Source organism: Pseudomonas sp. GW821-FHT09E04 (assembly GCF_059416185.1).
The window spans coordinates 187,197-201,142 of record NZ_JBWKOR010000009.1; the positions used below are offsets into that span (position 1 = coordinate 187,197).

Consider the following 13,946-nt stretch of genomic DNA (forward strand, 5'->3'; position numbering starts at 1 on the left):
ATGAAAGCACTGCAATTCGATAAAACCGGCGACTTGTCTTCCCTGCGCTTCGTCGAGGTGCCGACGCCGGTGCCGGGGGGCGACGAGGTGCTGGTGCAGATCAAGGCGGCGGGCCTGAACCCCAGCGACGTGAAGAACGTGCTCGGGCGTTTCCCTTACACCACGCTGCCGCGTATTCCCGGGCGGGACTTTGCCGGTGTGGTGGTCGAGGGGCCGCAGGCGCTGATTGGTCAGGAGGTTTGGGGCACCGGGCGTGAGCTGGGCTTTTTCGCCGACGGCTCCCATGCGCAGTTCGTCAAACTGCCGGCCAATGGCGTGGCGCACAAACCTTCGCACCTGAGTTTCACCCAGGCCGCGAGCCTCGGCGTGCCTTACACCACGGCGTGGGATGCGCTGGAGCGCAGTCTGGTCAGCGCTGAAACCCGTTTGCTGGTGATCGGCGGCGGGGCGGTGGCGACGGCGGCACTTGCGCTGGCCAAGGTGCGTGGCGCGCAGTTGCTGGCGGCGGCGCGGCGGCCGGAGCAGGTCAAGGAGTTGCAGGCACAGGGTTATCAGACGATCCAACTGGACAAGCCCGAGGAGCTTGGCGCTCAGGTCAACGCGGTGTACCGCGGTGGCGCCGACGTGATCTTCGACACCACCGGGTTCTGGCTGCCGGCCTCGGTGCCGGCGCTGGCCCCGTTCGGGCGCATCGCGATCATCGCCGCGCCGGTGGACGGGCATGTGCAACTGCCGGCGCTGGCCCTGTATCGCAAGGGCGGTTCGGTGGTCGGCATCAACTCCCTGCTGTACGGCGTTGAGGCTTGCGCGGCGATGCTCGAACAGTTCGGCCGGTTCTTCGACGAAGGCTTGCTGCCACTGCCGCAAGGGCTTGTCGAAGCGCCGTTGGCCGAAGGACTGGCGCGCTATGCCGATGTGAATCAGGGCAGTGGCGACAAGATCATCCTGATGCCTTGATCCTCAGGCTTCAGGGACGCCGTTCTCCCACGCCGACCAGTGCTTCAGGATGTCCTGCACCAGCGGATGACCCGCGCGGTAGAGGTTTTCCAGTGCCGGCACAAATCCGCCCTGATCGGCGTACTTGAGCAGGTTGTCCACTTCGCTGCCGCCCGGCGCCGGGCGGTCGAAGTCGGAGCCGGCGCGCACCACGGCCAGGCGCTGCACGTCCACCAGGCCCTCGCGGCTGGCGCGTAGCAGGGCCTCGTAGGTGGAGTTGTCTTCCTGTTGGGTGGTGCAGTATTCGCCTTTGTTGTCGGTCAACAATTTGGTCCAGACCTCGGCGCGTTCGCTCAGGCGTGTGCCGGAGAACCAGGTGTTGCCCGCCAGCGTGTCGCAACGGGTGACCACCGGAGGCTGATTGGCCGGTGCTGCCGGGTATTTCAGGCGCCACGCCGCCGATTCCTCGCTCTCGCTCAGTTCGACCTTGTGGCTCAGGGCGAAGGCCTTGGCCTGTAGTTTCGGGTTGAGTTCGAAGACTTCGGTCTTGTAGTCCAGCGGCGGTTTTTCATTCGGGCCTTTAGTGTTGATGCCGAGGTAACCGGTCGGCCAACTCGATGGCGCATCGCGCGAATCCAGTTCCCACTGGGTGCCGAACTCGACCAGATAATGCGCCCAGGCAGCGGTGCCGATGGTTCCGTGTTTGGGGCTGATGCCGGCAATCCCGGCGATCAGGAAGTAGCTTTTGCGCAGGTCGAATTTCGGCGACAGCGCCAGTGCCAGGGTCGAGGCGGCGGCGTTGGTCTGACCCATTCCGGTGGTCATCAGACATACCTGTTGCGTGTTGCAGCGGATGGTCGGGTACTCGGCGGACAGGCCCGGCACGCGGATTTCCTGCTTGAGTTCGAGGCGATCGATCCAGTGCTGAGCTTCCGGGGCGAACATGGTGATCAGCACGACTTTCGGCTGAATCGGTGCCTCGGCCGCCCAGGCGGTGGAAGAGAGCAGGGCAGCAGCGGCCAGAGATATACGCGTCATTGCTTTCATGATTGCTCCTGGATTCAGAACTGATAACCGATGCCGGCGTAGTAACCCCAGCCGTTGGAACGTGCGCGGAAGTTGCCGTCGCCGAAGTTAAGCTCGCTGCCGTCCTCCCAGTTGCCGCCGTTGTGGAAGTAACGGCCGACGAGGGTGAAGCGCAGGTGCGTGAACGAGTACAGCAACACGTTGGTCGCCACCGTGGCATTGGCGGTGCGCGCCGGGTTGTCCTTGTGCAGGTCCGAGCCGAAATCGAAGTTGGTGAAACCAATGTAGGTCAGCGAAGCACCGTTGCTGAACTTGTCGATCGGCACGATGTACTTCAGCTGCGCGCGGTAGCCGTCCCACGAATACTCGTTGCTGGCGCCGTAGTTTTCCCACTGGTAGCGCCCGTACAGGTTGGCCGACAGGTTGACCCGCGAGTGGGTGTCGATGTCGGTACCCAAACCGCTGTACAGCGTGTTGGCACGGTTCTCCTTGCGGCTGCCGTGATCGTAGATCCAGTCGAACGCCACGTACCATTCCTTGAACGGCCCGATGGCCAGGCTGCGGCCGGCGAGGTAGTCGATGGAGATGCGCGGTTCGTGTTCCATGAACACCGGCGAGCCGTGATCCCACACGCCTTTGTCGTGGCTGTTGCCGATGTTGAAGATCTTCGGGATGTCGATATAGCCGTACAGCTCGAACGGGCCCTTGCGCCCGAAGTACTCATATTCCAGATAGATATCGTCGGCCGGTTGTGGGCCGAAGCTGATGTCCTTGCTGCCGATCAGCATCAGGTCCTGGTTGTACCAGTCCGACAGGTACGCGCCTTTTTTCGGCGGGCTGGCTTCGGGGCTGAGGGCTTCGCCCTGGGCAGATTCTTCGGGCAGGGCAGGTTGCGCCAGCGCGGTGTGGCTGAGAACTCCGGTAACGCCGGCCAGTAGCAGGGAAACAGCAACGGTGCGCGCACCACGACGGCGGCGGCAGGAAGAAACGTGCATTCAAAGTCCTTTTTGCGGATCAAGGCCCGAAAAAGCGGGCTTGTACGGTTCTGTAACGAAATTGTGAGTAACGGCGACTCGCAAACGTTTGCACAACCCGTACCAGTTTCGCAAGACGCTGAAAAACAGATCAATTCAGTGATTTACCTGGCCCTTCGGTCAGGCATGGCTCAGGCCTTCCCCGAAAGCACTCAAGCCCGTGCTCAGAACGGCTCGGAGCATCGCCTTGCCGGCTTATCGCACAAAAGTATTAACACTATTTAACCGGTGCCCCATCGCAGGGCATCAACTAGCTTGTCTCGGGAATAGACGGTTTATCTGATGACCGTCATACGCTTGATACGCGTGTCGGATCTTGCCGCAGTTGCACGCCTTCAAGGATGAATTGGCCACGAAAGGAGTAGCCCGTGGAAGCAAGGTTTGGTGTCGCCCTCGTTTCGCGTTTTTCCCCACTTTCCCTTGCTGTGCACCTGAGCGTCGCCGGGCTACTGTTCGGCGGTGTCAGTGAGCAGGCGTTCGCCACCTGCTCGGCTGCAGGTTCCACGATTACCTGTTCGGGCGTCCCGACGCTGCCGCTGTTTCTCAACGATTACAGCAGTGCCACCAGCGGATTGACGGTCAACGTCACCAACGGTGCACAGATGAACGCGACCCTGGGTGGCAAGGTGATCAACCTGACCGGGGCCAACATCAACCTGAACAACTCCGGCACCCTCGACCCGGCCTTGCTGGGCCTGGTCTCGATCCTCAGTGGCGGCGCGTTCATCGGCACCGGTGCGACCAGCACGGTGAGCATCGTCAACAACACCACCGGGCTCATTCGCGGTACCGGCATGTTGCTCGGCCTCAACCTGACCAGCATCGACGGGCTGGGGATAGCCGTGAACAACTCGGTGTCGGGCACTACGACCATCACCAACGACGGCACGATTACCTCGACCGGGCTGTCGGTCGGCGGGATCACCCTGGCCGATACCCCGGTGGTCGGGGTGTATGGCGGTTCACAAGTCAACATGACCAACAGCGCCACCGGCACGATCAACGGCCGGGTCGCGTTCGAGACGTCGGTGGCGGGCAACACCTTCACCAACGCCGGTAACATCACTGGCGGCGTGTCGATGGGGGCGGGCAGCACCAACACCTTCTACGCGATCACAGGTTCCAGCGTTAACCAAGGTGACGGTGCGCAATTGTCCGTCGGCCTCGGTGGCTTGATCGGCGTCAACCTGACCTTCGCCCCGACCGGGACGATCGATGGCGGCGCAGCCGGTACCAACACGCTGATCCTGCAAAACCCGATCGGCCTTGGCGGCGGCACCACCGGCACCGGCACGGCATCCAGCCTGGTCTACGTCAACTTCAACAACCTGACCCTCAACAGCGGCACCTGGACCTTGCAGGGGCCCTTGGTCAGCGGTGCGACCACGCTCAATGGCGGTGTCGCGCAGTTCAACGACAACGCGGCGTTCGGTAGCGGCGTACTGACGTCCAACGGCGGGATTCTCCAGGCCAGCAACGCCGGACTGTCGCTGGCCAACCAGATCAACCTGGGCGCCGGCGGTCTGACCCTGCAGGGCATCAACGGCATGACTCTGAACGGGGTGATCTCCGGCACTGGCGGCCTGACCAAGATCGGCAGCGGCCAGATCGACCTCAGCGGCATCAACACCTACACCGGCAATACCGTGCTCAACGGCGGTGTGGTGCTGGTGGGCAACAACCAGGCGTTCAGCACCGGCAGCATCACCGTTGGCGGCTCTTCGAGCATCTCGGCGACGACGCCGATTTCGCTGGCTAACGCGATCACGCTCAACAGCACCCTGACCGCGACCGGCACCGGTGCGCTGACCCTGGGCGGAGTGATCAGCGGCGCCGCGAACCTGACCAAAACCGGCAGCGGCAGCCTGACCCTCAACGGCATCAACACCTACACCGGGATCACCAGCCTCAGCGCCGGCACCTTGCGCGTCGGCAACAACAACGCCTTGGGCACCGGGGTGCTCAATACCAGCAACGGCACCAGCCTCGACAGCACCGGCAACGTGACCCTGGCCAACAACGTCGGCATCACCGGTGCGTTGAACGTGCTTGGCAGCAATGCTCTGACGCTGTCCGGCATCGTCTCCGGCACCGGCGCAATCACCAAGAGCGGCAGCGCCAGCCTGACCCTGACCGGCAACAACACCAACAGTGGCACCACTGCGCTCAACGGCGGCACTTTGTTCGTCGGCAGCAACACCGCGCTCGGCACGGGAGCACTTAACGCTGCGTCCGGCACCACCCTCGATGCAACGACGGCGGTGACGCTGGCCAACGCGGTTGCACTGGCGTCGGACCTGACCATCGGCGGCACTCAGGCCCTGGGCCTGAGCGGCGTCATCAGCGGCGCCGGCAACCTGATCAAGGGCGGCACCGCGAACCTGACCCTCAGCGGCAACAACACGTTCTCCGGCGGTACGGCGCTGAACAACGGGACGCTGATCGTCGGCTCCAACACCGCGCTGGGTACCGGCGCACTGACCACGGCGGCGGGCACTACCCTCGACGCCAGCACCACGGTGGCGCTGAGCAACGCCGTCGCCCTCGGCGGCAACCTGAACATCGCCGGCAACGCCAACCTGACCCTCGGCGGTGTGGTCAGCGGCAGCGGCGGGCTGACCAAAAACGGCGCGGCCAACTTGATTCTCAACGGCGCCAACACCTTCAGTGGTGGCACCACGCTGAACGCCGGGACGCTCACTGTCGGCAACGCCGCCGCACTGGGCAGTGGCGCCCTGACCGTCGCGAATGCCGCGACCCTCGACAGCAACACTTCGGTCATCCTCAACAACAACGTTGCCCTCAACGGCAACCTGGCCATCGGCGGCAGCAACGGCATGATCCTGGGCGGCGTGCTCAGCGGCGCCAGTCAGTTGATCAAGAACGGTACCGCCAACCTGACCCTCAACGGCGCCAACACCTTCACCGGTGGCACGGCGCTCAACGCCGGCAGCCTGACCGTCGGCAACGGCGCGGCACTCGGCACCGGCACGCTGACCGTGGGCGGGGCGGGTGCAACGCTCAACAGCAGCGCCAACGTGACGCTGAACAACGCGATTGCGCTGAACTCCAACCTCACCGCCGGTGGCGCCAACCCGCTGACCCTCGGCGGCGTGATCAGCGGTGGCAGCAACCTGATCAAGACCGGCACGTCTACCCTGACCCTGACCGGCAACAACACCTACACCGGTGCGACGTCGCTGAACGCCGGGACACTGATCGTCGGCTCCAACACCGCCCTCGGCACCGGCGTGCTCAACGCCGGCAACAACACCACGCTGGACGCCAGCACCGCGACGAGCCTGGCCAACAACGTCAACCTCGGCGGTAACGTGACCATCGGCGGCAGCAACGCGCTGACGCTCGCGGGTGTGGTCTCCGGTGTCGGTGGCCTGACCAAAAGCGGCCCCGCCGACCTGATTCTCAACGGCGCCAACACCTATTTCGGCAACACCGCACTCAACGTCGGCAAGCTGATTGTCGGCAGCAATACCGCGATCGGCAGCGGCGCATTGAACGCAGCGGCCGGCACCACACTGGATACCAACACAGCCGTCACTCTGGGCAACCAGGTCAACCTGGCCGGTGCGATGAACATCGGCGGCAGCGCCGATCTGACCCTCACTGGCACTGTTGCCGGTGCCGGCAGCCTGGTGAAAAACGGCGCAGCCAATCTGAACCTCAATGGCACCAATACCTACGTCGGCGGCACCACGCTGAACGCGGGTACGGTGACCGTCGGCAACAGCTCGGCACTGGGGACCGGCGCCTTGACCGTCGGCGGCGCAGCAACGCTCGACAGCAGTTCGCCGCTGGCCAGTCTGGCCAACGCGGTCGTGCTCAATGCGGCGCTGAGCGTCGGCGGCACCCAGGACCTGACCCTTGGCGGCGTGATCAGCGGCGCAGGCCAGTTGATCAAGAACGGTGCAGCCAACCTGACTGTCAACGGCACCAACACCTTCAGCGGCGGCAGCACGCTCAACGCGGGCACGCTGACACTGGGCTCGGCCGCTGCGTTGGGCAGTGGCGATCTGACCGTCGGTGGCGCTTCGACGCTGGATACCAGCACCGGCATGAGCGTCGGCAACAACATCACCCTCAACGCCGGCCTGACCCTGGCCGGCAGCAACACCCTGAACCTCAGTGGCGTGATCGATGGCGCCGGTAGCCTGACCAAGGACGGTTTTGGCGACCTGACGCTCAGCGGCAACAACACCTTCACCGGTGCGCTGAACATTGCCTCCGGCAGCGTCACCACCGTGAGCAGCGGGGCGCTGGGCAACACCTCCGGCGCCAACATCAGCGCCGGCGCCAATCTCTATCTCAACAGCAGCGCCAGCCTCAACGGGCTGAGCGGCAGCGGCAGCGTGCAGATCGCCGGCGGCAACACCCTGACGGTGGGCGGCGTGAGCGGCACCAGCACCTTCGACGGTGACCTCGGTGGCAGTGGCGCCCTGACCAAAGTCGGTACCGGGACGCTGAACCTCACCGGCAGCAGCGGCCTCACCGGCAACACCAACGTCAACGCCGGTACGCTGAATCTCACCGGTTCGCTGGCCAGCACCCAGCTCAACATCAACAACGGCGCCACCCTCACAGGTACCGGTTCGGCGCTGGGCTTCATCACCATCAACAGCGGCGGTCATCTGGCGTTGTCCTCGGGCAACACCTTGTCCACCTCGTCGCTGATCCTCACCGCCAACAGTAATGTCGACGCTAGCCTCGCCACGCCTTCGACCAGCTCGCTGATGAACATCGGCGGCAACCTGACCCTCGACGGCAATCTCAATGTCACCGATGCCGGCGGTTTCGGTGTCGGTGTCTACCGCTTGTTCAACTACATCGGCGCGCTGACCGACAACGGCCTGACCGTGGCCGGTGTGCCGGTGGGTTACGGCCTCGGCGACATCCTCGTGCAGACCCTGGGTAACCAGGTGAACCTGGTGGTGTCGGCGCCGAACACCAACCTGCGTTTCTGGGACGGCAGCCAGACGATCGCCAATGGCACCGTGGATGGCGGCACTGGTACATGGACTGCCGGCGGCACCAACTGGACCAATTCCAGCGGTACGGTGAACCAGACCTGGGCCGGCGACTTTGCGGTGTTCCAGGGCACGGCGGGCACGGTGTCGGTCAACGGCACGCAACTGTTCACCGGGATGCAATTCCTCACCGATGGCTACAACGTGGTCAACGGCACGTCGGGTCTGCTGACCGCCGTCAACGGCACTGGCGGCACCACGGCGATGCGGGTCGATCCGGGCGTGACCGCCACGGTCGGTGTGAACATCGACGGCAGCGGCATCCTCAACAAACTCGATGCGGGCACACTGGTGCTCAACGGCGCCAACAGCTACACCGGCGGCACGCAACTGGACGGCGGCACATTGGTCGTCGGCAGCAACACCGCCCTGGGCACTGGCGCTTTGATCGCCAACGCCGGTACGCAACTGGACAGCAACACCGCCGTGACCCTGGCCAACGCGGCCACGCTCAACGGCAACCTCACCGTGCTCGGCAGCAATGCGCTGACCCTCAACGGTGTCATTTCCGGCACTGGCGGCTTGATCAAGAACGGTTCGGCCAGCCTGACCCTCGGTGGCAACAACGCCTTCCTCGGGCCGGTGGCACTGAACGCGGGCGGATTGATTCTGGCGTCGAACAGCGCGCTGGGCTCGGCCACCCTGAACGCGGCGAATGGCACCACCCTGGATGCCGGTGGCGCCTTCACGGCGGGTAACGCGATCAACCTGGCGGGCAACCTCGGCATCGTCGGCAGCAACGATCTGACACTCAGCGGAGCCATCAACGGCGCCGGCAGCCTGACCAAGAACGGCGCGGCCAACCTGATCCTGAGCGGGGCCAACAACTTCCTCGGCGGCATCACCCTCAATGCCGGCACCCTGACCGCCGGCAGCAACGGCGCCCTCGGTCTAGGCAACCTGACCGTGGCCGGTGCGTCGTCGCTGGACAGCAACACCTCGGTGTCGCTGGGCAACAACGTGGTGCTCAACGCCAATCTGACCAACACCGGCAACAGCGACGTGGCCCTCAGCGGCGTGGTCAGCGGCAGCGGCGGACTGATCAAGAACGGCGCCTCCAACCTGACCCTCAATGGCATCAACACCTACAGCGGTGGCACCACGCTGAACGCCGGCACCGTGACCCTCGGTACCTCGGCGGGCCTGGGCTCCGGCGCGGTGACCGTGGCGGGCGCATCGACTCTCGACACCACTGCGCCGCTGGTGCTGGCCAACAACGTCAACGTCAATGCCAACCTGACCGTGGCCGGCAACAACAACCTGACCCTGGGTGGCGTGATTGCCGGGGCGGGCACCCTGACCAAGAACGGTCTGGCCGACCTGACGCTATCCGGCAACAACACCTTCAGCGGCACCTTCGATGTGCAGTCCGGCAGCCTGACCACCCTGGGCAACTCGGCACTGGGCAGCAACGCCGGGGTCAATCTCGGCGCTGCGGCGACCCTCAACCTCGGCGGCTCCGGCAGCCTCGCCAGCCTGACCGGCAGCGGTACCGCACTGATCGGCGGTGGCAACACGCTGAGCATCGGCGGCAACAACGCCAGCAGTATTTTCGGCGGTGTGCTCACCGGTACGGGCGAATTGAACAAACTCGGCACCGGTACGCTGACCCTGACCGGCCTCAACAGCCTGACCGGCAACACCACGGTCAACGCCGGCACCTTGAACGTCAGCGGCTCGCTGGACAGCGCCAGCGTACTGGTCAACAGCGGCGGCACCCTGACCGGTAGCGGCTCGCTCGGCGGGGCCGTGACCGTGGCGGACGGCGGCCATCTGGCCGGCGCCACCGGCAGCACGCTGTCGGTGAATTCGCTGGTGTTCAACGCCAACTCAAACTTCGATGTCGGCCTCGGCGCACCGGTTTCCGGTGGCGGCAACGCGCTGGTCAACGTCGGCGGCAACCTGACCCTCGACGGCACCCTCAACGTCAGCGACATCGGCGGCTTCGGCAGTGGCGTGTACCGGTTGATCAACTACACCGGCGGCCTGACCGACAACGGCATGCTGATCGGCACCGTGCCGGGCAGCGTCACGCCGGGCGATCTGACCCTGCAGACCGCACTGGCCAATCAGATCAACCTGCTGGTCACCGCACCGGGCGTCACCGTGCAGTTCTGGGACGGCAACCAACTCGTTGCCAACGGTTCGGTGGATGGCGGCAGCGGCACCTGGGGCACCGGCACCACCAACTGGACCGACGTCAACGGCACCACCAATCAGGCCTGGACCAACAGCTTCGCGGTGTTCCAGGGCACGGCGGGCACCGTGACCGTCAATGGCGCGCAAACCATCACCGGCATGCAGTTCGTCACCGATGGCTACAGCCTGCAGAACGGCACGGCCGGTTCGTTGAATCTGGTCAACGGTTCGCTGGGCAATGCCACCGTGCGGGTCGATCCGAACGTCACCGCGACCGTGGGCGTCGCGCTCAATGGCGCTGGCACGCTGGGCAAATACGACACCGGCACCCTGGTGCTCAACGCGGCCAACGGCTACACCGGCGGCACCGCGCTCAACGGCGGCAAGATTGTGGTTGGCAACAATGCGGCCCTCGGCACTGGCGTATTGACCGCCGCCAACGGCACGGCGCTGGACAGCAACACGGCGGTCAGCCTGGCCAACGATGTGGTGCTCAATGGCGGACTCACCGTCGCCGGCTCCAACGCATTGACCCTCGGCGGTGTGGTCAGCGGCAGCGGCAGTCTGATCAAGACCGGCGCATCGAGCCTGACCCTCAACGGCAGCAACACTTACAGCGGCGGTACTCAGCTGTCTGGCGGTACGCTGATTCTGGGCAACAACAGCGCGATCAGCAGCGGCGCTCTCAGTGTGCTGGGCAACGGCACCCTCGACAGCACCTCTGCGCTGCAACTGGCCAACGCCATCAACCTGGGGGCGCAACTGACCCTGGCCGGCAACCAGAACACCACGTTGATCGGTGCGATCACCGGCAGCGGCAGCCTGGTGAAAAACGGCGCTGGCGACCTGGTGCTCAGCGGCGCCAACACCTACAGCGGCGGCACGACGCTGAACAGCGGCAGCACCCGTGGCGACACCAGCAGCCTGCAAGGTGCAATCGTCAACAACGCGGCGCTGACCTTCGAGCAGAACAGCGACGGCAGCTACACCGGCAATCTGACGGGCGCCGGCACCCTGAACAAAACCGGCACCGGCGCCTTGCTGCTGACCGGCAACAACACCTTCACCGGCAACACCGCCGTGCAGGCCGGTACGCTCAACGTCAACGGCGTGCTCAACAGCGCCAACGTCAATGTCGCCAGCGGTGCGAAGATCGGTGGCAGCGGTCAATTCGGTGGGACTGTGCAACTGGCCAGCGGTGCGACGCTGCTTGGCGGCGGTAACGCCGCACCGTTGTCGGTTGGTTCACTGGCGTTGTCTTCGGGGACGAATCTGGACTTCACCCTCGGCTCGGCCGCCAGCTCCACGACCGTGGTCAACGTCGCCGGCAACCTGACCCTCGACGGCACGCTGAACATCACTAACGCCGGTGGCTTCGGCGTCGGGGTGTATCAGCTGTTCAGCTACGGTGGCACGCTGACCAACAACGGTCTGGTCTACGGCAGCCTGCCGGTTTCGGCGGCCAATCTGACCCTGCAAACTGCGCTGGCCAATCAGGTCAACCTGCTGGTGCAAGGCACGCCGGGCGAAGTGCAGTTCTGGAACGGTGGCAAGACCAACCCGGACGGCAGCATCGGTGGCGGCAACGGCGTGTGGGGGCCTGGCACCAACTGGACCGACCCGACCGGCACTCAGGCACTGGGCTCCAACGGCCAGTTCGCAGTGTTTGGCGGGCAGGGCGGGACGGTCACCATCCAAGGCAACCAGAACTTCACCGGGCTGCAATTCCTCGTCAACGGCTACAGCCTGGAACCGGATGCCGGCGACACGCTGACCCCGGTCAACGGGCCTGGTGGCACCCCGGCGCCAATCCGCGTGAATGCCGGCGCCAGCGCGCAGATCGATGTGCCACTGATCGGTACCGGCGGTATCGAAAAACTGGACTCCGGTACGCTGATCCTCACCGGCGCCAACACTTACAGCGGTGGCACCACGGTCAGCGGCGGTACGCTGATCGGTAACACCACCAGCCTGCAAGGCAACATCGTCGACAACGCTTCCCTGGTGTTCCAGCAGAACACCAATGGCCAGTTCAACGGTGTTCTCAGCGGCCTCGGTGCGCTGGCCAAGCGTGGTGTCGGGACTTTGCTGTTGACCGGCGATCAACCGTTCAGCGGTACCGTGTCGGTGGATCAAGGCGTGCTGCAAGTCGGCAGCCGTGCAGCAAGGGCTTCTTTGGGCGGACAAGTGACCGTGGCCAACGGCGCGGCCCTGAGCGGTAACGGCAGCGTCGGTTCGGTGGTCAACCACGGTGTGGTGGCCTCCGGTGGCGCAGACGGCACCTTGAGTGTGGCGGGTAACCTGACCAATGCTGCCGACGGTGTGCTGGCCCTGACCGTTAGTTCGCCCACCGCTACGCCTCTGGCCGTTGGTGGCACCGCAACTCTGGGCGGTGGCCTGCAAGTGAACAGCCTGGCGCCGTTCACCGGCAACACCGTGTATTCGCTGATCACCGCCGGCGGTGGCGTGACCGGCACCTTCAGCGCCGCCGATCTGCCGCAATATGCGTTCCTCGACACGGCGCTGGTGTACAGCCCTGACGCGGTGAACCTGGTGGTCAGCCGCAACGGCAATTCGTTCGCCGACGTCGCCGCCACGAGCAACCAGCGCAACACCGCCTCGGCGTTGATGAGCAACGGGCCGGCGGGTGCTGCGTTGCAGAACGAGATCGTCAACCTCAGCGTTGCCGGCGCGCGTCACGCTTTCGACAACCTGTCCGGGGAGATCCATGCCAGCACCGCCAGTGCGGTTCTTGAGGATTCACGCTTTGTGCGTGAAGCGGTCAATGACCGTATGCGTCAACCGACCTGCAGCGCGTCGGATGATCCACGCCGGACGTTGGCACCGAGCGACACCCAACTGAGCAGCAACGGCTGCCACGGTGAAATGGTCGGCTGGGCCCGGGCCATTGGTGCCTGGGGCGACATGGGCGGCGACAGCAACACGGCGAAAGTCGATCGCAGCCTCGGCGGTTTCATGCTCGGCACGGACAAGCAACTCGACGATCAATGGCGTGCCGGGATGGCCGCGGGCTACACCCGTGGCAACCTCAACGCCCACGATCGCAACTCCGATGCCAAGGTCGACAGCTACCACCTGGCGGGTTACCTGAGTTCGCAGTTCGATGCACTGGCTGTGCGCCTCGGCGCGGCTTACAGCTGGCACAGCATCGAGACCAAACGCGACGTCAGCGTCGGTGCCTACAACGATCGCCTGAAGGCTGACTACGATGCCCGCAGTGCCCAGGTGTTCGGCGAAGTGGGTTACGCCATCAATGCGGCAGGCGTGGCCATCGAACCGTTCGCCGGCCTGGCCTACGTCAACTACGACAGCGACACCGCCAAGGAAAAAGGCGGAGTGGGGCGCCTGAAGGGCGATGCCGATCAGGACATCACCTACTCGACCCTCGGTGTGCGCATCGGCAAGTTGGCGACCCTGGCCAACGGCAGCCAACTCACGCCACGGGCGGCGATCGGCTGGCGGCATGCCTACGGCGACACCAAACCTGACGCCGACCTGACCTTCATCGACGGCGGCGCGTCGTTCAGCACCCAGGGCGTGCCGATCGCCAAGGACAGTGCGCTGCTCGAAGCCGGCGTGGACTTCCAGATCAGCCCGACCGGCAAGCTCGGCATCGGCTACTCGGGTCAGGTGTCCAGCGACAACAACGACAGCGCGATGACCATCAGCTTCAGCCAAAGCTTCTGATCATGGTCGAAGCACTTTAGCCGCCCGAAAGGGCGGTTTTTTTTGCCCGCCAAACCCTCTG

General features: G+C 64.7%; 4 protein-coding genes. 2 read left to right on the forward strand and 2 right to left on the reverse strand.

The window, feature by feature from the left end:
• A complete protein-coding gene (locus AC07N4_RS27765; protein ID WP_493066561.1) occupies positions 1-957 on the forward strand; it encodes a quinone oxidoreductase family protein in 957 nt (318 codons plus the stop codon).
• A 3-nt stretch (positions 958-960) separates the two neighbouring features.
• Here AC07N4_RS27765 and AC07N4_RS27770 read toward each other — a convergent pair whose 3' ends face one another.
• Together AC07N4_RS27770 and AC07N4_RS27775 are read right to left on the reverse strand one after the other, a co-directional pair.
• The gene (locus AC07N4_RS27770; protein ID WP_493066562.1) at positions 961-1,983 is read right to left on the reverse strand and encodes a purine-nucleoside phosphorylase; all 1,023 of its coding nucleotides are present in this window, start codon (positions 1,981-1,983) and stop codon (positions 961-963) included.
• Positions 1,984-1,997: 14 nt separating this feature from the next.
• A complete protein-coding gene (locus AC07N4_RS27775) occupies positions 1,998-2,957 on the reverse strand; it encodes a nucleoside-specific channel-forming protein Tsx (protein WP_102622591.1) in 960 nt (319 codons plus the stop codon).
• A gap of 407 nt (positions 2,958-3,364) precedes the next feature.
• Between AC07N4_RS27775 and AC07N4_RS27780 the strand changes: the two genes are divergently transcribed.
• Positions 3,365-13,885, forward strand: a complete 10,521-nt coding sequence (locus tag AC07N4_RS27780; protein WP_493066563.1) for an autotransporter-associated beta strand repeat-containing protein — start codon at positions 3,365-3,367, stop codon at positions 13,883-13,885.
• Positions 13,886-13,946 lie beyond the last annotated feature (61 nt).

What these genes read in the sequence shown, in the direction of transcription:
- AC07N4_RS27765 (WP_493066561.1), top strand. Translation starts at nt 1, where the DNA reads ATGAAAGCACTGCAATTCGATAAAACCGGCGACTTGTCTTCCCTGCGC.
- AC07N4_RS27770 (WP_493066562.1), bottom strand. Translation starts at nt 1,983, where the DNA reads ATGAAAGCAATGACGCGTATATCTCTGGCCGCTGCTGCCCTGCTCTCT.
- AC07N4_RS27775 (WP_102622591.1), bottom strand. Translation starts at nt 2,957, where the DNA reads ATGCACGTTTCTTCCTGCCGCCGCCGTCGTGGTGCGCGCACCGTTGCT.